16 protein-coding genes are annotated in these 19,885 nt (G+C 69.7%); 5 read left to right on the top strand and 11 right to left on the bottom strand.

All coding sequences use genetic code 11. The features are described from left to right. Positions 1-209: 209 nt before the first annotated feature. From C8250_RS31845 to C8250_RS31820, 6 genes are all read right to left on the bottom strand, one after another. Positions 210-1,292 (bottom strand): substrate-binding domain-containing protein, encoded by a 1,083-nt coding sequence (locus C8250_RS31845; RefSeq protein WP_244809480.1) that lies wholly within the window; start codon positions 1,290-1,292, stop codon positions 210-212. Positions 1,293-1,430: 138 nt separating this feature from the next. After that, the gene (locus C8250_RS31840; RefSeq protein ID WP_138354276.1) at positions 1,431-2,645 is read right to left on the bottom strand and encodes an ROK family transcriptional regulator; all 1,215 of its coding nucleotides are present in this window, start codon (positions 2,643-2,645) and stop codon (positions 1,431-1,433) included. Between the two features lie 184 nt (positions 2,646-2,829). Continuing rightward, positions 2,830-3,933, bottom strand: coding sequence for a glycosyltransferase family A protein (locus tag C8250_RS31835; RefSeq protein WP_138354275.1), 1,104 nt, complete (start codon positions 3,931-3,933; stop codon positions 2,830-2,832). Then, complete coding sequence (locus C8250_RS31830) at positions 3,872-5,572, bottom strand: condensation domain-containing protein (RefSeq protein WP_138354274.1); 1,701 nt, start codon at positions 5,570-5,572, stop codon at positions 3,872-3,874. The genes C8250_RS31835 and C8250_RS31830 overlap by 62 nt, the downstream gene beginning before the upstream one ends. Next, positions 5,569-6,204 (bottom strand): HAD-IA family hydrolase, encoded by a 636-nt coding sequence (locus tag C8250_RS31825; protein ID WP_138354273.1) that lies wholly within the window; start codon positions 6,202-6,204, stop codon positions 5,569-5,571. The genes C8250_RS31830 and C8250_RS31825 overlap by 4 nt, the downstream gene beginning before the upstream one ends. Continuing rightward, positions 6,201-7,400 (bottom strand): nicotinate-nucleotide--dimethylbenzimidazole phosphoribosyltransferase, encoded by a 1,200-nt coding sequence (locus C8250_RS31820; protein WP_138354272.1) that lies wholly within the window; start codon positions 7,398-7,400, stop codon positions 6,201-6,203. Before C8250_RS31820 ends, C8250_RS31825 begins: the two co-directional genes overlap by 4 nt. A 302-nt stretch (positions 7,401-7,702) precedes the next feature. On the opposite strand from C8250_RS31820, the gene C8250_RS31815 reads away from it, so the two are divergent. From C8250_RS31815 to C8250_RS31795, 5 genes are read left to right on the top strand one after another with little or no spacing between them, the layout of a single operon-like run. Beyond that, positions 7,703-7,954 carry a phosphopantetheine-binding protein gene (locus C8250_RS31815; RefSeq protein ID WP_138354271.1) on the top strand — a complete coding sequence of 84 codons (252 nt, stop codon included), beginning with the start codon at positions 7,703-7,705 and terminating at the stop codon, positions 7,952-7,954. A 31-nt stretch (positions 7,955-7,985) separates the two neighbouring features. After that, a complete protein-coding gene (locus C8250_RS31810) occupies positions 7,986-9,389 on the top strand; it encodes a fatty acid--CoA ligase family protein (RefSeq protein WP_138354270.1) in 1,404 nt (467 codons plus the stop codon). Between the two features lie 2 nt (positions 9,390-9,391). Further along, positions 9,392-9,928, top strand: a complete 537-nt coding sequence (locus C8250_RS31805; protein WP_138354269.1) for a hypothetical protein — start codon at positions 9,392-9,394, stop codon at positions 9,926-9,928. Continuing rightward, positions 9,925-11,214, top strand: a complete 1,290-nt coding sequence (locus C8250_RS31800; RefSeq protein WP_138354268.1) for an NDP-hexose 2,3-dehydratase family protein — start codon at positions 9,925-9,927, stop codon at positions 11,212-11,214. The genes C8250_RS31805 and C8250_RS31800 overlap by 4 nt, the downstream gene beginning before the upstream one ends. A gap of 40 nt (positions 11,215-11,254) precedes the next feature. Then, a complete protein-coding gene (locus C8250_RS31795) occupies positions 11,255-12,253 on the top strand; it encodes a Gfo/Idh/MocA family oxidoreductase (protein ID WP_138354267.1) in 999 nt (332 codons plus the stop codon). 5 nt (positions 12,254-12,258) lie between these two features. On the opposite strand, the gene C8250_RS31790 is transcribed toward C8250_RS31795, so the two are convergent. The 5 genes from C8250_RS31790 to acnA all read right to left on the bottom strand — a co-directional run bounded on the left by C8250_RS31790 (position 12,259) and on the right by acnA (position 19,604). Further along, a complete protein-coding gene (locus tag C8250_RS31790; protein WP_138354266.1) occupies positions 12,259-13,083 on the bottom strand; it encodes an aldo/keto reductase in 825 nt (274 codons plus the stop codon). Between the two features lie 36 nt (positions 13,084-13,119). Then, positions 13,120-14,034 (bottom strand): carbohydrate ABC transporter permease, encoded by a 915-nt coding sequence (locus tag C8250_RS31785; protein WP_138354265.1) that lies wholly within the window; start codon positions 14,032-14,034, stop codon positions 13,120-13,122. A gap of 10 nt (positions 14,035-14,044) precedes the next feature. After that, positions 14,045-14,974: a sugar ABC transporter permease gene (locus C8250_RS31780; protein WP_138354264.1), complete on the bottom strand. Its 930-nt coding sequence runs from the start codon at positions 14,972-14,974 to the stop codon at positions 14,045-14,047. A gap of 43 nt (positions 14,975-15,017) precedes the next feature. After that, positions 15,018-16,436 carry an N-acetylglucosamine/diacetylchitobiose ABC transporter substrate-binding protein gene (gene ngcE / locus C8250_RS31775; RefSeq protein WP_138354263.1) on the bottom strand — a complete coding sequence of 473 codons (1,419 nt, stop codon included), beginning with the start codon at positions 16,434-16,436 and terminating at the stop codon, positions 15,018-15,020. Between the two features lie 456 nt (positions 16,437-16,892). Beyond that, on the bottom strand, positions 16,893-19,604 hold the full coding sequence (gene acnA, locus C8250_RS31770) for an aconitate hydratase AcnA (protein WP_138354262.1): 2,712 nt from the start codon (positions 19,602-19,604) through the stop codon (positions 16,893-16,895). Positions 19,605-19,885 lie beyond the last annotated feature (281 nt).

The following is a 19,885-nucleotide window of genomic DNA, read 5'->3' as shown; positions in this document are numbered from 1 at the left end:
TTCGCCGCCTGACCGGCGGGGATGCCGCGCCCTGGGAGAGGCGCGGAAGGACGTGCAAGAAGCACAGGATTACAAAGTGAATACGTGGGGGTAAGTCCCGTGACCCGTAAGCGTTTCCGTCCGGCGCCCCACCCCGAAGCGGGGATGATGGTGGGGCGGGGCGCCGGACAGGCTTTTACGGGACCGGGGGCCTTGTGAGCCCCGGGGTTTTACTGAATGCCGGCGGCCTTGCAGGCGGCGGCGTAGTCAGCGGTGCAGATCTGGGCCACGGTGTAGAGCTGGTCCTTGACGACCGTGTCCTTGATGTTGGCCTTGGTCACCGACACCGCGGGGAGCAGCTTCGCGGGCACGGTGGTGCCGGAGCCGCTGGTCGCCGTGATGTCCGCGACGGACTTGATGTCCTCGCCGTTGAGCAGCTTGACCGCGATCTCGGCGGTCGCGTCGGCCTCGGGCTTGAAGGCCTTGTAGACGGTGCTGGTCTGCTGGTCCGCGAGGATCCGCTGGACACCGGCGAGCTCGGCGTCCTGACCGGTCAGCGGGACGTTGATGCCCGCGCCCTTGAGGGCGGTGGCGATACCGCCGGCCATGCCGTCGTTGGCGGAGTAGACACCGGCGATGTTCTTGGCGCCGAGCTGGGTGATGGCCGCCGTGACCTTCTGGTTGGCGACGGTGTCCTTCCACAGACCGCTCTGCTCGTACGCGATCTTGACCTTGCCGTCGAGCGCCTTGTGGGCACCGGCCTTGAACTGCGCGGCGTTCGGGTCGGCGTCGTCACCGTTGATCATGACAACGTTGGCAGTCGGGGTGGCCTTGGCGCCCATGGCGTCGAGGAGGGCCTGACCCTGCAGCTCGCCGACCTTCTCGTTGTCGTAGGAGACGTAGGCGGAGACGGGGCCCTGGGCGAAGCGGTCGTACGCCACGACCTTGATGCCCTTGTCCACGGCCGCCTGGACCGAGGCCTTGATGCCGACCGCGTCCTGCGGGTCGAGGATCAGGACCTTGACGCCCTTGGTGATCATGCTGCTGACCTGCTGCGCCTGCTTGGCCGGGTCGCCGGCGGCGTTCGCGTACTCGATCTTGCAGTCGGAGCAGAGCGACTTGATCTTCGCTTCGATCAGCGGGCGGTCGAACTTCTCGTAGCGCGTCGTCGCGTTCTCCGGAAGGAGCAGGCCGATCGACTTGTCCTTGCTGCTGTCGGACTTGTTGTCTCCGGCCTTGCCGCACGCGGCCACGGACAGGGCCATCGTTACCGCAAGCGAGCCAATTACGGCACGACGCATCATTGCGTTCATTTTGGGTTGCCTCCCTGACGAGGCCGCAACGCTGCGGCCGAGGTTCACGTGAGTCAACTCCGCCGTTGCCATGCCGTCAATAAGTAAACACTTAACGAGATGGCAACGGCGCGTTTCGTTAGCTGTGTGAACCCAGGGTTATGCAGGTCGTTGCGCTGAAAGGGCCGGAACCGCCGCCGGAGCATTTCCATCAAGAAGGGTCGAATCACCCATTTCGCTCAGTACCAGAGCGAGCGCTCCGAGTACTTCCGCGCGTGCGCCGAGCCCGCCGGGGACGATCGACAGCTGCCGGGCCGCGCTCGGAATGGCGTAGCGCGCCACCGACTCGCGGATCGGCGCCAGCACCAGCTCGCCGGCCTCCGCGAGATCGCCCCCGAGGACGACCCTGCTGGGGTTGAGGAGGTTGCAGAGACTGGCCACGCCCATGCCGATGTGCCGCCCCACGTCCGCGATCACCCGGCGGCAGCCCGGATCGCCCTCCCGGGCGTACTGGACCATCCGCGGCACCGTGAGATCGGCGCCGTGGCTGCTGCGCAGCAGCTCCAGGGTGTAGCGCGCGGCGGTGAAGGTCTCCAGGCAGCCGCGGTTGCCGCAGCGGCACACCGGGCCCGACTCGTCCAGCGTGATGTGCCCTATCTCGCCCGCCGTGCCGCCCGGGCCGCGGTAGATGCGGCCGTCTATCACCAGGCCCGCGCCGACGCCGCTGGCGACCTTGATGTAGGCCAGGTCCCGTACCCCGCGGCCGCCGCCCCAGACCAGTTCGCCCAGCGCGCCCAGGTTGGCGTCGTTGTCCACCTTCACGGGCATGCCGAGTCGGTCGGACAGCTCCTGACGTGGGTTGATGCCGCTCCAGCCGGGCAGGATCGCGGTCGATCCGATGGCTCCGGACTCCACGTCTATGGGGCCGGGGACACCGAGGCCGACCCCGAGCACCTTGTCCACGCCTATGCCGGTCGACTCGATCAGCTGGGCGACCAGCTGCTCGGCCCGGTCGAAGCCCTGGGACGCGGAGGCGTCCACGTCGATCGGCTCGGACTGCTCGGCCAGCACCTGGTGCGCCAGGTTCCCCACCGCCACCCGCAGGTGGGAGTGTCCGAAGTCGACGCCCACGACGATGCCGACATCGCCGGACAGCGCAACGCTGCGGGCCCGTCTTCCTCCGGAGGAGGTAGGCGTGACCTGCACCGTTCCGTTGTCCCGCAGCTCCCGGACGATATTGGAGACCGTGGCGGCGGACAGCCCGGTACTCCGGGCGATCTCCGCCTGGGTGAGCGAGCCTGCCAGCCGTACGGCGCGGACCACACGCTCTAGGTTGGCCCGGTGCAGCGATGACTGCGATCCCGGAGTCTCCACGACCATCCACTCCTGCCTCGGCAGGCGGTACAAACCGCCGCCCGAACGGACGAGGCCGCACCAGTGAGACCCCGTCGTCTACAACATGTGAACCCTAAGCTGAGCCTTCAGGGTGATGTCCCGTCAAGGGCTGAGACCATTCTGCGACGGAAAGCCCGATGCGTCATAGGTCGCCCGTACCCTCTCAGCGCCTCAGGACGTCACGGAGGGAAGACGTGTCGCGGCGCAGCAGCTCGTCCTCGACGAAGGTGACCTCGTAGTCGTTCTCCCCACCGGTCATCCGCAGCACGAGCCGGCCGTCGTCCGCGATCACCGCCGTCGCAGGACCGCCCGTCGATTCGTCCCGGCCGGCGAGTACCCAGCCGAGATCCGGATCCCGCCGCACGTACACAAGGTGATCGCGCCCGATGCCCGCCCGGGCGAGCACCGCCGCGTCCACCCCGGGCGCCGCGAGCGGATCGTGCGCCTCCGGCAGCCCGTCCGTGCCGGTCCGCTGGAGCAGGGCGATCTTGACCGCCCGGCGCAGCCGCGGGTCCCGGGTCTCGGCCAGGAAGCGGCCGAGCACCTCGGTCTCCGCCGTGTTCCGCGCGAAACCGCCCGCGTAGCTGGAGGCACGGACGCGGTAGACGTACGAAGGGTCCGCCGGCTTGCTGACGACCGCGCCCGCGGCGACCAGCCGCAGCCACAGGTCCCACTCCTCGCCGTAGGCGATCTTCCGGAAGCCGCCGACCTTGTCGTACAGCGCCCGGCTGTACAGCGCGCCGACCACGACGTAGTTCTGCGCGAGCAGCTGGACGAGCTGATCGCCGGGGAGCGGCAGCCGGCCCTTGGTGTACGTGCCGGGGACGAACGGCCCGGTGCCGGTCCAGGTCAGCGGGCGGGGGCTGATCAGCCCCGGGCTGGCCTCGTAGGCGTCGCACATCGCCTCGACATGGTGCGGAAGGAAGGCGTCGTCGCCGTCGAGCTGGCACACCAGGTCGGTGCCGAGCCGCTCGATCCCGGTCCCCCGGGCGCCCCAGACACCGAGGCGGCGGGTGTTGCGGACCAGTGTCAGCGGCAGCACCTCGCTCCAGCGCTCCACGCGCCGCACGGTGTCGTCGTCGGAGCAGTCGTCCACGACGACGATCTGGTCGACGGGCCGGGTCTGCATGGCCACCGACCCCAGGGCCTGGTCGATGAAGTCCGAGGAGTTCATGGCGGGGACGATGACGCCGACCGTCGGTCGGTCAGTGGGACGCGACACGGAACTGGGGCCTTTCGACAAGGTAGTAGTGCGGGAGAACGACATCGGGCAGGACGGAGAGCGCCGCTTCGTACGCGCGCCGCACCTCCGCGACGGTGACGGGCCGGCCGCCGTCGCCCCTTGCGTGCGGGACCACCCGCACCGTCACCCGGGGCGCCCCGGCGGCGTCCCGGTCGACGAGCAGTTCGGCGTCGGCCACGGCTTCCAGGCCGAGCAGGGCCCGGCGCATGGCACCGAGATCGGCCCAGGAGGCGTCGGTCAGCAGCCAGTCGTCACCCCTGGCAAGGGGCCGGACGAGGAAGCCGTCCGGCGCCGCCATCGGGACCCCGGGGCGGCGGGCGGACTCGGTCAGCAGCGTCTCCATGTCCAGGAGCAGCCCGCGGACGTCGTCCCGGGGCAGGTACGCGGTGTCCGCGACCAGTCGGTGCACGGTGATCGGGCCCTCCGGCTCGGAGCTCACGTTGTAGTAGAGCTTCAGGGCGGGCAGGGCGAACGGCGCCGCCCAGGAGAAGGACCGGTCGTCCGCGCCCTCCTCCGCCGTGTCCTCCGGTGTCCGGGTCCGCTGTTCCGGCTCGCCGAACAGCAGAGTGGTGTCGTTGTGCAGGACGGACAGGTCCAGCCGCTGCCCCCGGGCCTGGCCCGCCGCCGCGATCAGCCCGTCGAGATCCGCCGGGTCGTACTGGGCCCTGGCGTACCCGCGCAGCGTGTCCTTGTGGGTGGCGCGGACGACGTCGTCGAACGCGGGCCCGGAGACATCGGGGCAGAGCACGACATCGGAGGCGAGCGGGGCGACCATGCCCTGCCGGTCCGCGCCGACCCGGTTGGCGAAGATCGTCTTCAGCGCGCAGCGGGTGGTGCCGTTGCGGCGCGCGAGGAGCGCCGCGAACGCCGCGAGGTGCACGGTCGCCGTGCTCACCTGGCAGCGCAGGGCGATCGTCCGGGCGGCGGCGTCCATCGGGGCGGAGCGCAGCTCGCCGTGCGCGGCCCCGGGATCGCCCGACGCCCCCGCGAACATCGACTGCGGGGCGCCGTCGAGGACCTTGCGCACATACGCGCCCGACCGGCGGTTCATCGCCCGGCCCCGCTCGGACTGCTCCTGCTCCGCCAGATCCAGCGGCTGGGTGCGCCGCGGCCCGGCCGCATCGGCGGCGGGCCGGCCCGCCAGCCGGTCCCGCAGATCCTGTTCCAGGATCCGCAGCGCCCAGCCGTCCAGCGCCACATGGGAGAGATAGAGAAGGACGCGGAACGGCGCTCCCCCGGGCGCCAGCAGCAGCGTGACCCGGATCCCCCATTCGTGTGAGAGGTCGAAGCCGGACTCCGCCATCCGGGTGTGCAGCCGGACGGTCTCGGCCTCGGGATCGGCGCCGGCCGCCATGGGTTCGATCCGGACGGGCAGCCGTCCCTCCCCCTGGACCGACTGCCGGGGCGGCTCAGCGTCCGTTCCCGGGAGGTAGACGGTGCGCAGGCTCTCGTACGCGGCCACCACCTGCCGCAGGGCGGCCAGCACGTCCTCGGTGGTGAAGGTGCCGTCCAGCTCCACGAAGTACTTGATGTTGTAGTCGTAGGCGTGCGCCTCGGTCCTGCTCCGCACCGCCTCGTAGATCACCCGTTGTCCCCACGTCAGGGGTGCCTGGGCGGAGCGCAGTCCCGCGAGGTCCAGCTGGGCCGTCCACGTGTCGGTCACCCCTCGCTCCCGGCGGCCGGCAGGAGAGAGGCGGTCAGCAGGGCGGGCAGTCCGGCGAGCGACGCCAGTGCGGCGCCCGGGGCGCCCCCCACCAGATAGGTGGTGATGCCCGCCGCCTCCCCCTGCCGGACGTCGTGCGCGGTGTCCCCGGCGAAGACCACCTCGGCCGCGGAGAGTCCCAGCAGTCCCCGGGCCCGGTGCAGACCCTCCGGTGCCGGCTTGGGCTCGTCGACGTCCTCGCGGGCGACCAGCAGCGGGATGTCGAGGCCCGCGGCGGTGAGCAGCAGGGCCGCGGCGGCCCGGGAGCGGCCGGTGCACACCCCGAGGGCGAGGCCCAGCGCGGCCAGCTCCTCGATCGCCTCGGCGGCGCCCGGCCGGGGCGGGGCGGGTGCCTCCGCGAGCGCGAGCGGGAAGTGCGCGTTGTAGGCCGCCATCGCCCGCTCGGCGAGCGGCTCACCGACCAGCCGGACGAGCGTCGCCCGATCGGTCGCGGCCGACCGGGTCGCGATGAGGGCCGCGCTCGGCCGCGGCAGCCCGAGGTCCTGGCACGCCGCGCGCAGACAGCGCACATGCACGCCCCGGGACTCCACCAGCGTTCCGTCGAGATCGAGGATGACGCCCCGCACCGTCATATGCGTTCGCTTCCTGAAGGGTCGGGGGACTGCGCCGTCGCGTTGCGGGACTGCTCGTTCGATGGAGGAGAAGCCGCAGGTGGAGGGCCGGATGCGGCGGCCAGTTCGGTCACCGCGAGCAGCGCGTTGACCGGGCCGGCCGCGAGCGCGGCGCCCGATCCCATGCCGAGCCGCATCTCCAGGTCGAGCACCGGCTTCAGCCCCATCTCGTCCAGCAGCATCCGGTGGGCGGGTTCGGTGGAGACATGGGAGGCCACCAGGTACTCGCGGACCTGCGGGCACAGCCGGCAGGCGATGAGCGCGGACACCGCCGTCATACAGCCGTCGAGCACCACCAGGCAGCCGCGGGCGGCGGCGGCCAGGATCACGCCGACGTTGCCGCACAGCTCGTAACCGCCGAGCGCGGCGAGCTGCCGGACCGGATCCCCGCCGTGGACCGGATCGACGTCGGGCCCGGACGTGCGCTCCAGCGCCTGTTCCACCAGCCGCGTCTTGAGCCGGACGGTCTCCTCGCCGACGCCGGAGCCCCTGCCCGCGAGGTCCCGCGGGTCGGCCCCGAGCAGCCGGGCGGCCAGCGCGGCGGCCGACGTCGTGTTGCCGACGCCGATCTCACCGCAGGCGGCCATGCTCCCGGCGGGGAAGACCTCGTGGGCGAACCGGGCGCCGGCCTCGATCGCGTCCAGCGCCTGTCCGAAGGTCATCGCGTCGGCGCGGGTGATGTCCGCCGTGCCGTATCCGATCTTGTAGCGGTGGTCCCCGGTGTCGGTGCGCAGCCCCAGGTCCGCGGCCTCCACCCGGCCGCCCACCCGGGCGGCGAGCGCGCAGACGGGTGCCTGTCCCGCGACGATCTCCGCGAAGAGCCGGGCGGTGGCCTCCGGCCGGTGCGCGGAGACTCCGTGCTCGGCCACCCCGTGGTCGCCCGCCAGTACCGAGACCACGACCGGCAGCGGCCGGACGCGGTGCGTCCGCAGGATGCCCGCGACCTGCCAGCCGATCTCGTCGAGGCGGCCAAGACTGCCGGCCGGTCTGGATCCTGTCGCGGCGACCAGTCGCGCCAGCCGCGCGGTCCGCCGGTCGAACGCGCCGACCGCGTCGGTCAGCACGCCCAGCCGTTCCTCCGGCCGTACTCCGGCACGCTCGGCGGCACCGCCGCCGGCCTCGTGCCCGCTCCGGTCCGCCGCCCTCGAAACCTCCACCAGCCCTCCCCCGTCGAAGCGTTCACCACGGCCGCTCCCCCGGCCCCGGCCGCAGCCGGGCCACACAGTACGCGGCGGTTTTGCCGATGTCACGAAGTGATCCCCGGCGCTCGGGAGCTGTCCGGGAGACCGTTCGGGGACCGCGTCAAAAGTCCAAGCGCTCCTCCCCGGAAGCCCAAGCGCTCTTCAAGGAAAGCCCTTTCGCCCCCACTGGGCCCACTGTTAGGCTCGCGCCCTCAACCGGTCTAGACAACTCATCGGCTGAGTACGGGGCGATCCTGCCATGGCGTGGGAGAGGGACGATGATTTCTCGGGAGACAGTCGTGGCGGCGCTCGTCGGCCGCCTCGCGGAAACCCTGCCGGAAGCGCGCGGTGCCGCGCTCCAGGAGACGGACGATCTGCGGCAGTTCGCCGGATTCGACTCCCTGGGAATCCTGGAGACGCTGGTGTGGCTGGAGTCGGAGTTCGACATCACCATCCCGGACGAGGACCTGGACGTGGAGAACTTCCAGTCGGTCGGCAGGATGGCCGACTTCGTCCTCACCCACCGCTGACCGGCTCTTGACCGGATATCCAGGAGGAGCAGTGGCGGACGCCGGATTCTTCGCGGCAGTTCGGGACGGGGCGGGACGGAGCGACGACGTCGCCCTCATCTCCGGCAAGCGGGCATGGACCTACCGTGAGTTGATCACCTCGGCGGAAATCTTCGCCGGGCACCTCGGGCGGCACCCCACCACGGGACTGCCGGTTGTGGTGGACGTCGCCGACGCGGCTGTCCGCGCGGTCGTCACCCTCGCCGCGGACCTGGCCCAACTGACCGTCCTGCACAGCGATCCCGGCGCGCCCACCGACTTCGGCGGGCTCGTCGTCCGGGACAGCGCGACGCTCCCGGAGCCGTCGGAACCGCCCGCCGTACGGACCACCGACGGCGGCGTCGAGCTGTGGACGCACACCCGGGCCGCCACCCACAGCCTGGCCGGCATCCCGGCCCGCTCCCAGATCTTCCTCACCTCGGGATCCACCGGAACGCCCACCGGCGTCGTCCGGCCGGCCGCCACCGTCCTCACGGACGCGCACCGGATCGCGGCGTTCATGGGATACGAGCAGGGCCTGCCGGGCGTCGTCAGCACCCTTGCCTTCCACTGCTACGGCTTCGCCTACGGCATCGCCGCGCCCCTGCTGCACGGCACCCCGATCCGGCACGTCCCCTCGCGGTCCATACCGTCCCAACTGGCCCGCGCGGTGCGCGAGCACGGGGCGCGGACGCTGGTCGGGCTGCCGTTCCAGTTCCAGCTGCTGGCGGGTACCGCCGCACCGCTGGACTTCGGGGAGCTGCGGATGGCGGTCTCCTCGGGCGCCCCGCTGCCCCCGGCGGCGGCCGGCGCCATCACCGGGCGGTACGACTTCGCCCTCTACAACGCGTACGGGTCCTCGGAGACCGGGGCGCTCTCCGCGGCGCTCAGCACCGGGGAGCAGTTGCCGGGCGAGGTCGGCACACCGTTCCCCGGCGTCGTCCCCCGGCTGGTCCCGGTCGACGGCGTGTCCGGCGGCGGTGAACTGCAGCTGCGGACCGACGCGTTGGCGGCCGGCTACACCGGCACCGACGGGCTGCTCCCGCTCGACTTCGACGGCGACTGGTACCGCACCGGCGATCTGGCCCGCATCGAAGACGGCGGCATCCGGATCAACGGCCGGCTGAAGAACATCATCAACGTCGCGGGCAAGAAGGTCAGCCCGGCGGAGATCGAACGGGTACTGGCCCGGCACCCGGCGGTGACCGACGTCCAGGTCGTCGCGGCCCCCGACGACGTACGCGGCCAGGTGCCGGCCGCCCGCATCGTCACCAGCTCCGGCCTCACCGTCGCGGAGCTGCTCGCGTGGTGCCAGTCCCGGCTGGCCCCGCACCAGATGCCGCGGCGGGTCAGCTTCCTGGACGAGATCCCCCGGTCGGCGATGGGCAAGCCGCTCAAGGGCCCGGAACCGAGCTAGCCATGGAGAACTCCGCTCCCGGTATCCACCGCACCTCACGCGGCACGTTCATGGAACTGCCCCCGCAGACCCGCATGCTGCTGGAGAGCGAGGGATCGACCACGATCCTGCTGGAGTCCCTGATCGCCTGCCGGCTCACCGTCCGCGTCGACTCCCAGCTTCCGGTGGACGCCGGCTCCCTGGACCGCCGGATCCGCGACGAGCTGGGGCTGTCGCCGCACGCGAAGCCGGTGCTCCGCAGTTCCGCGCTGCTCACCCCCGCCGGGGAGGTCGTCAGCAGCAACCGTGTCGTCTTCGACGGGGCGGCCGTGCCGTGGCTCGCGGACACCCAGGACTCCACGCCGCTGGGCCGTGAACTGCGCGCCCGCAACTCCATGCAGCACCGCGTCATCCTCGACAACGGGCTGGCGAGCTGGCCGCCGGGCGGGGCCGGTACGCCCTGCGCGTTCAAGGAGTACATCATCAACTGCTCCGACGGCAGCCGCATCCACCTGCACGAGACGTTCAGCCCGTACTTCGTCCCGGTGCCCGGGCGATGAGCTGGGAGGGGGTTCCCGAACCGTTCCAGGAGTGGTGGGCCAAGCGCGCCAGGGCGGGCTGGTTCGACGTCACCCGGATCCCGTTCGACGAGATGGAGGGCTGGTCCTTCGACGAGCCGACCGGGAACCTGGTCCACGGGAGCGGGAAGTTCTTCTCGGTGGAAGGGCTGCGGGTGACCGACGGGGACGGCCGCGGGACCTGGACCCAGCCGGTGATCCACCAGCCGGAGTTCGGCGTCCTCGGCATCCTCGTGAAGGACTTCGACGGGGTCCCGCACTGTCTGATGCAGGCGAAGATGGAACCCGGCAACATCAACACCCTGCAGCTCTCCCCCACCGTGCAGGCCACCCGCAGCAACTACACCCGGGTGCACGGCGGCCAGCCGACCCGCTACCTCGACCACTTCCGCGGCCCCGGCCGCGGGCAGGTCCTGGTGGACACCCTGCAGTCCGAGCAGGGCACCTGGTTCTGGCAGAAGCGCAACCGCAACATGGTGGTGCGGGTGACCGAGGACGTTCCGCTGCACGAGGACCACCAGTGGATCGCCTGGGACGACCTGCGGCGGATGCTGCGGATCGACGACCTCGTCAACATGGACAGCCGCTCGGTGATCGCCTCACTGCCCTTCCCACCGGGCCCCGGTTCTCCCGGGGCCGCGCACCACTCCATGAGCCACGTCCTCAGCTGGTTCACCGAGGCCAAGACCCGCTGCGACTGGTCCGCGCGGCTGGTGCCGCTGGCCGGTGTGCTGGGCTGGACCCGGTCCGCGCGGCGGATAGCGGACGAGGACGGGGACCGTTTCGACGTCATCGCGGTACGGGTGCAGGCGGGGAACCGGGAGGTGCCCGGCTGGACGCAGCCGCTGCTCGCCCCCCGCGGCCTGGGACTCGCCGCGTTCCTCGTCCGCCGGATCGACGGCGTACCGCATCTGCTCGCGCGCGCCGGGCACGAGCCGGGGCTGCTGGACCGGGTCGAGATCGCGCCCACCGTGCAGCTCCCCGACGCGACGGCCGGCGGCCCGGGCGGAGCGCCGCCGTTCCTCGACGTGGTGAACGGGGCCTCGAAGGACCAGGTGCGCTTCGACACGGTGCTGTCCGAGGAGGGCGGCCGTTTTTACCACGCCAGGACCCGCTACCGGCTGATCGAGGTCGGGGACGAGGTGCCGGTCCGGGTGCCGGAGGACTTCTGCTGGACGACCGTGTCCCAGCTGATGGAACTGGTGGGTCACGGCCATTATCTGAACGTGGAGGCGCGCACCCTGCTCGCCTGCGCGCGGAGCCTGTGACCGGCGACGCGCACCGGTAAATGTGTGAAGGGGAACCCCGATGAGCGAGCCCGAACCGGCCTCCGGCGTCCTGCGGCTCGGGGTGCTGGGCTGCGCCGACTTCGCCTGGCGCAAGATGCTGCCCGCGATCGCCACCGTCCCGGAGCTCCGGATCACGGCACTGGCCAGCCGTGACCCCGCGAACGCGGCACGCTTCGCGGACCGGTTCGGCGGCGAGCCCGTCACCGGGTACGAGGCGCTGCTGGAGCGGGAGGACGTCGACGCCGTGTACGTGGTCCTGCCGACCGGCCTGCACCACCGGTGGGCGATGCGGGCGCTGGACGCCGGCAAGCACGTACTGGCCGAGAAGTCCCTGACGACGGGGGCCGAGGAGGCCGGGGAACTGGTGGCCGCGGCGCGGGACCACGGTCTGTGGCTGATGGAGAACTTCCTCTTCCTCCACCACTCCCAGCACCCGGCCGTGCGCGAGCGGATCGACGCCGGCGCGATCGGTGCGCCGCGCGTCTTCAGCGCCGCCTTCGGCGTCCCGCCGCGCCCCGCCGGCGACATCCGCAACAGCCCTGAGCTCGGCGGCGGCGCCCTGCTGGACGTGGGCGCCTACACCGTCCGCGCGGCGACGTACTTCCTCGGCCCGGATCTCACCCTGGCCGGCTCCCACCTGCGGATCGACGGGCGCACGGGCGTGGACGTGGGCGGCAGCGCCCTGTTCCACACGCCCTCGGGCGTCTCGGCGGAGCTCTCCTTCGGCTTCGACTCCTCCTACCGCACCACCTATGCCCTGTGGGGCTCCGAGGGCCGGATCAGCGTGGACCGGGCCTTCACCCCGCCCGCCGATCTGCTGCCCTCGGTGCGCTGGGAGCGGCAGGACTCGGTGGAGGATCTGGTCCTGCCGGCCGACGACCAGTACGCCAACGGAGCCCGGGCGTTCGCCCACCGGGTGCTGACGGGCGCGCCCTTCGACGCGTACGGGGAGTCGCTGGTGGGCCAGGCGGCGCTGCTGGAGCAGATCAGGGACCGGGCACACCACGCAACGGTCTAGAACCGTTACCCGACGCCGTTCAGATCGGGACCCAGGCGGCGCCCCGCGTCCAGGCCGGCGATAGCCGCCAGGTCCGCGTCGTCCAGGGCGAAGCCGAGCAGGTCCGCGTTCCGCCGGATCCTGGCCGGGTCGGCCGAGCGGGGGATCGCGATGTGGCCGAGCTGCAGATTCCACCGCAGGACGACCTGGGCGGCGGTCACCCCGTACCGCCCCGCGATGGCGGTGAGCACCGGCAGCGTGAGCACGTCGCCCTGGCCCAGGGGGCTGTACGCCTCGGTGGCGATGCCCCGCGCGCGGTGGTGGGCCCGCAGGGCGGGCCGCTGGTACCAGGGGTGCAGTTCGATCTGGTTGACGGCCGGGACGATGCCGGATCCGGCCACCAGCCGTTCGAGGTGCGGGATACAGAAGTTGGAGACACCGATGGCGCGGGCGCGCCCTTCGGCGTGGATCCGTTCCAGCGCCCGCCAGCTCTCCGGGTACAGCTCGCGGTCCGGCTGGGGCCAGTGGATCAGGTAGAGGTCGACGTACTCCAGGCCGAGCGCGGTCAGTGAGGCGTCGAAGGCGCGCAGCGTCCGGTCGTGGCCCTGGTCGGCGTTCCACAGCTTGGTGGTGACGAAGAGGTCCGCGCGGGGCAGCCCCGAGGCGGCGAGCGCCCGGCCGGTGCCGCGCTCGTTGGCGTACACCGCGGCGGTGTCGATACCGCGGTAGCCGCACTCCAGTGCCGTCGACACCGCGACAGCGGTCTGGGCGTCGGTCAGATGACCGACGCCCAGACCGAGCTGTGGCATCGCGGTGCCGGTGTTGAGGGTGACGCGCGGCAGACCGCTCACGCCGCCCCCGTCCGTACCGCGGCTACCCGTGCCCGACTACTTGATCGCACCGGCGGTGAGGCCGGCCTGGATCTGCTTCTGGAAGACGATGTAGACGGCGAGCACCGGAAGCATCGCGATGGCGAGGCCGGCGAAGAGCGCCGCCCAGTCGCCCGCGTACCCCTGCTGCGTCGCCAGGTCCGCCAGCCCCTGCGTCAGCAGGTAGTTCTTGGAGTCGCCCTGGTTGAGGACGATCGGCAGCAGGTACTGATTCCACTGGCCCAGGATGTTGAAGACACCGATGCTGATGAGGCCCGGCTTCGACATCGGCAGCATGATCTGGAAGAAGGTCCTCGTGTGCGAGGACCCGTCGACCAGTGCCGCCTCCGCGATCGAGGTCGGCAGCGTCCGGAAGAACGACGTCATGAAGAACACGGTGAAGGGCAGCGAGTACGCGATGTAGACCAGGATCAGTCCGGGGAACGTGTTCAACAGGCCCAGGTTCTTCGTGACGAAGAAGAGCGGGACCAGCACCATCACGACGGGGAAGGCCATGCCCCCGACGAAGAGGTAGTAGATGAACCGGTTCCCGAAGAACTCGAAGCGCGCCAGGACGTAGGCGGCCATCGAGCCCAGGATCATCGTGCCGGTGGTCGAGAAGCCGACCACGATCGCCGTGTTGATGAAGTACTGGCCGATGTTGGCCTTGTTCCAGGCCCGGGTCCAGTTGTCGAAGTGCAGGTGCGTCGGGAGCGACCAGGGGCTGCCCACGATGTCGCCCGAGGTCTTGAGCGAACTCCAGAGCACCCAGAGCATCGGCACCCCGACCATGAGCGCCCACACCAGGAGGAAGCCGTGGGAGAAGACGTTGAGCACGCCTCCCTCACTGCGCCGCCAGTTGCGTTTGGTGGTCTTTTTGGCGGTCGGGGCCGCCGACTTCTGATTCTCCACAGAAACTGCGTTCGTCGTCATCGCGCCACCCCTAGAACTCGATACGGTCGCGGCGCGACAGCCGCATGCTGAGAACGGCGAAGATCAGCGTCACGATCAGCATCGCGACACCCATCGAGGCCGCGTAACCGAACTGGCTGTTGTCCCGGAAAGCCGTCTTGTACAGCAGCAGGGGCAGCACGTCGGTCGATTCGTCGGGCCCGCCGTTGTTCACCGACATCAGCTGCACGAACGCGAATCCGTCCATGGCCATGATGCCCATGTACACCCAGCCGGTGGCAACCGTGTCCCGCAGCAGCGGCAGGGTGATCCGGAAGAACGTCGTGCCGCGCTCGGCGCCGTCCAGCCGCGCCGCCTCGTAGATCTCGGTCGGGATGGAGGCCATCCCGGCGGAGAACAGCACGACGTAGAAGCCGACGTTCGCCCAGATCATGACGACCATGATGCAGGCCAGTGCGGTGGACTTGTCGCCCAGCCACGCGTGCTGGAGGGAGGCCAGGCCCAGGTTCCCCAGCAGGGCGTTGAGCAGGCCTTCCTTATTGTCCGGGTTGTAGATCTGCTGCCAGAGCACAGCGATGATCGTGACGGACAGCACCTGCGGGAAGAAGAAGACCACCTTGTAGATGGACGATCCCCGCACGCCGGAGACCCCCGCAGCACTTCCTCTGCGGCGGCCTCCGACGTTGAGCATGAAGGCGAAGAACAGACCGAGCGACAGAGTCACCAGCGGCACCACCAGCAGCATGATGATGTTGTGCGACAACGACTTCCAGAAGAGGTCGTTGTGAATGAGCTTCTGGTAGTTGTCGAGCCCGATGAATTTCTTGTCGGATGAGATTCCGCTCCAGTCCGTCATCGAGATCTGGAAGTCCTGGACGAAGGGCGAGATCACGAGGACCCCGTACAACGCCAAGGGGATTGCCAGAAAGCCGATGATGAACCGGTACTTGCCATGTCGCATGTCGCCGGTCGCTCTCGTCTCAGTCAGTACAAGTGAAGCAGCGTCAGGCGTGCTTGAACTTCGGGACGGAGGAGTCCTTCGCGGTCGCGTCCGAGGCCGCCTGCGCCTTGGTGATCCACTCCGCGGCCTTGATCTTGCCGGAGAGCAGGTCGAGCGTGAGGTTTCCGATGGTCTCTTCGTTCAGCTTCTTGTACCAGTCGCCGAGACGCGGGTTCACCACGTTGGCGGCGGCGGCCTTGAGGCCCTTGCTCGCGGAGGCGAGACCCGGGGTGAGGGTCAGGCCCTCCTCGGCGCCCGCGACGGCGGTCAGGGACTTCAGGGACTCGGTGAACGCCTTGGCCTGGGCCTTGCTCAGCATGATGCGGAGCAGTTCCATGCCGCCGGCCGGGTTCTTGCCGTCCTTGGCGACGATGAAGGGCTCGCCGGCCGCGGCGCGGATGGCACCGAACGGGAGCTTGTCGCTGGCGCCGCCCTGGATCGCGCCGACCGCCAGGTCGAAGTCCTTCGGCATGGTGGGCGCTGCCTCGTTCTCCACCCAGGAACCGTTCGGGATGAAGGCGGCCTTGCCCTTCGTCCAGTCGGTCTGCGCCTGGATGTGGGTCTTGCCCTCGGAACCCTGAAGGATGTAGCCCTTGGCGGCCAGCTCCTCGTAGTACGCGATGACACCCTTGACCGCGTCGGTCTGGAACGCCTTCGGCTCCAGGTTGTCGATGGCGTTGATGCCCTCGACGCCGCCGGCCTTGGCGATCTGGGCGAAGATGTCGAAGTGCACGTAGTACGGGTACTTACCCGGGTACGTGTACGGCGCGATGCCCGCGGCCTTGATCTTCTCGCAGAGCGCCAGCTGCTCCGTGAAGGTCTGCGGGTACGTCCAGCCCTTCGCCTGGAAGAGCTTGTTGGAGTACCAGGTGCCATAGACGGTGAACGCGTAGTTGAGCGCGTACACCTCCTTGCCGCCGTACTGGCCCTGCTCGATGGTGCCGGCGATCAGGGTGTCGCGGACCTTCTTGGCCGGGTCGTCGAAGGACGCGGCGTCGAGCAGCGGGGTGAGGTCGACGAGCTTGCCCTGCTTGGCGAGCGCCGCCGTGTCCAGGTTGTCGGCACCCGAGTTGTCCATGACGTCCGGCGGGCTGCCGCCGGCGAAGCGCGGCTGCAGCTTCGGGCCCAGGGCCTGGGTACCCGTGTGCTTGACCGTCGTCTTGTACGTGGTGTTGTAAGCCGTCTCGGCGTTCTTGACGTAGTCGTCGCCGAAGCCGCCCTTGAAGATGAACGCCTCGAGAGGCGCGCCCTCCTTGACAGCGAGCGGGTTCTTGGCGGACACCGTGCCCGTTTCCTTGGGCTTGTCGGTCTTGTCACCGCTGTCGGAGGCACACGCGGTGAGGAAAGATGCCGACGGTACGGCGACCAGGCCAACGGCCATCGCGCGCTTGACCAGATCCCGGCGGTTCAGTTCGGATCCCATGCTCAAGTCCTCGCCCTCTACAGGACTCATGCGGTGCAGCGGAATCCGCCGGCGCCCGCGAACAGATGAAGCTTCAGTGATGCTGCCATCCACCGAGGAGGGGTGGTCCTGCCACGAGCGGGCGTTTTCGGCCCGTCGATCCCCCCGCCCCGTCCCGCGCTCGCGGGCTTCCCTGGACGCGACAGGTATAGTCCACTTCTCGTTGAGAGGGCAAGATCGAAAGCCCGTTTGGCCGTGAAGCTTTCCCGAGTTGAGACCTGGCCGAAACGCGGAGGAGCAGACTCCGTTTCTGGAACCACCTCGAACAGTAGGCATTTGCCTTCACTTATCTACCATTGATCACCCTCATGTGTTCAGTTCTTGAAGGACAAATGCGGACGGACCGTACCCCCGGGTGAGGGATGCGGTCCGTCCGGACGGCCGTGGCCGGCCGCCCTGGCCCGTGTCGGGCCGTGCTTACTTGGTGATCAGCGAGCGCAGCACGTACTGCAGGATGCCGCCGTTGCGGTAGTAGTCCGCCTCGCCGGGGGTGTCGATGCGCAGCTTGGCGTCGAACTCGACATCGCCGGCCGTCACCTTCACCGTCTCCGGGATCCCGCCGTCGTTCAGCGCGGTCACGCCGGTGAAGGAGAAGGTCTCCTCGCCGGTGAGGCCCAGGGAGGCCGCCGTGACGCCCTCCGGGTACTGCAGCGGCAGGACGCCCATGCCGATCAGGTTCGAGCGGTGGATGCGCTCGTAGGACTCGGCGATGACGGCCTTGACGCCGAGCAGCGCGGTGCCCTTGGCGGCCCAGTCGCGGGACGAGCCCGAGCCGTACTCCTTGCCCGCCAGGATGACCAGCGGGATGCCGGCGGCCTGGTAGTTCTGCGAGGCGTCGTAGATGAACGACACCGGGCCGCCCTCGACGGTGAAGTCGCGGGTGAAGCCGCCCTCGGTCCCCGGGGCGATCTGGTTGCGCAGCCGGATGTTGGCGAAGGTGCCGCGGATCATGACTTCGTGGTTGCCGCGGCGCGAGCCGTAGCTGTTGAAGTCACGGCGCTCGACCTTGTGCTCGGTCAGGTACTTGCCGGCCGGGGTGTCGGCCTTGATCGCACCGGCCGGGGAGATGTGGTCGGTGGTGACCGAGTCGCCCAGCCGGGCCAGCACCCGGGCGCCGGTGACATCGGTGACCGGGGTGGTCTCCATCGTCATGCCGTCGAAGTACGGGGGCTTGCGGACGTAGGTGGACTCGCTGTCCCACTCGAACGTGTTGCCGGTCGGGATCGGCAGCGCCTGCCACTGCGCGTCACCCGCGAAGACGTCCCGGTAGGACTTGTTGAACATGTCCTCGCCGATGGCGTTCGCCACGACGTCGTTGACCTCGGCCTCGGTCGGCCAGATGTCCTGCAGGAAGACCGGCTTGCCCTCGGTGTCGGTGCCGATGGCGTCCTTGGTGATGTCCACCTTCATGGAGCCCGCGATGGCGTACGCGACGACCAGCGGCGGCGACGCCAGGTAGTTCATCTTGACGTCGGGGTTGATCCGGCCCTCGAAGTTGCGGTTGCCCGAGAGCACCGAGGTGACGGCCAGGTCGTGCTCGTTGATCGCCTTCGAGATCTCCTCGTCCAGCGGACCGGAGTTCCCGATGCAGGTGGTGCAGCCGTACCCGACGAGGTTGAAGCCCATCTTGTCGAGGTACGGGGTGAGGCCGGCCTTGTCGAAGTAGTCCGTGACGACCTTCGAGCCCGGGGCGAGGGTGGTCTTGACCCACGGCTTGCGGGTCAGGCCCTTCTCGACCGCCTTCTTGGCCACGAGCGCGGCGGCGACCATGACGTAGGGGTTCGAGGTGTTGGTGCAGGAGGTGATCGCGGCGACGGTGACCGCGCCGTGGTCGATCTCGAAGGACGTACCGTCCGCGAGGGTGACCAGGGTCGGACGGCTCGGAACGCCGTTCGTCGAGGCCGGGGAGTCGGAGGCCGGGAAGGACTCCTTGCCGGCCTCGTCGTCGTCCTCGACGTAGTTGCGTACGTCCCGGGCGAACTGCTGCGAGGCGTTCGCGAGGACGATGCGGTCCTGCGGGCGCTTCGGGCCGGCGATGGAGGGGACCACCGTGGAGAGGTCGAGCTGCAGCTTCTCCGAGAAGTCCGGCTCGGCGGCCGGGTCCAGCCACAGGCCCTGCGCCTTGGCGTAGGCCTCGACGAGCGCGACCTGCTGAGCGTCACGGCCGGTGAGCCGCAGGTACTTCAGGGTCTCGTCATCGATCGGGAAGATCGCGGCGGTGGAGCCGAACTCCGGCGACATGTTGCCGATGGTGGCGCGGTTGGCGAGCGAGGTGGCGGCGACGCCCTCACCGTAGAACTCGACGAACTTGCCGACGACGCCGTGCTTGCGCAGCATCTCGGTGATCGTCAGCACCAGGTCGGTGGCGGTGGTGCCGGCCGGCAGCTCGCCGGTCAGCTTGAAGCCCACGACGCGCGGGATGAGCATCGACACCGGCTGGCCGAGCATCGCGGCCTCGGCCTCGATGCCGCCGACGCCCCAGCCCAGCACACCCAGACCGTTGACCATGGTGGTGTGCGAGTCGGTGCCGACGAGGGTGTCGGGGTACGCCTGGCCGTTGCGGACCATGACGGTACGGGCCAGGTGCTCGATGTTCACCTGGTGAACGATGCCGGTGCCCGGCGGGACGACCTTGAACTCATCGAACGCGGTCTGGCCCCAGCGCAGGAACTGGTAGCGCTCCCGGTTCCGGCCGTACTCCAGCTCCACGTTCTGCGCGAACGCCTCCGGCGTACCGAACTTGTCGGCGATCACGGAGTGGTCGATGACCAGCTCGGCCGGGGCCAGCGGGTTGATGCGGGACGGGTCGCCGCCGAGCTCCTTGACGGCCTCACGCATGGTGGCGAGGTCCACCACGCAGGGCACGCCGGTGAAGTCCTGCATGATCACGCGGGCCGGCGTGAACTGGATCTCCTGGCTGGGCTGGGCGCTCGAGTCCCAGTTGCCGATGGCCCGGATGTGGTCGGCGGTGATGTTCGCGCCGTCCTCGGTGCGGAGCAGGTTCTCCAGCAGGACCTTCAAGCTGTAGGGAAGGCGGGCGGAGCCCTCGACCTTGTCCAGCTTGAAGATCTCGTACGACTCGTCGCCCACCTGCAGCGTGCTGCGGGCGTCGAAGCTGTTCGCCGACACGACAGTCTCCTTCATGCATGTAATTCGCGCGTACCACCGCAATCCTGCCGACACGACCGACACGACTCCATGCCGATCCGCTAAGGTGAGCGCTAGGTTAGGTATGCCTTACCTAGCGGCTCGGTGACTGCGGCGTGGTACGCCTCGGCAGATATCTCGATGTCGAGATAACTCTAGTACATCACCGGTGCGGGGTCATGCCCCGGCACCCCTGTGGCGCTGTCCCGCGCCCGGCGCCATCACCCGGAACCTACTCCTCCATCTGGAGCAATCCTTCACAC

It is taken from the genome of Streptomyces sp. So13.3 (assembly GCF_005860785.2).
In the GTDB taxonomy this organism is placed as follows: domain Bacteria; phylum Actinomycetota; class Actinomycetes; order Streptomycetales; family Streptomycetaceae; genus Actinacidiphila; species Actinacidiphila fildesensis.
This window is presented reverse-complemented; position numbering and strand designations above follow the sequence as displayed.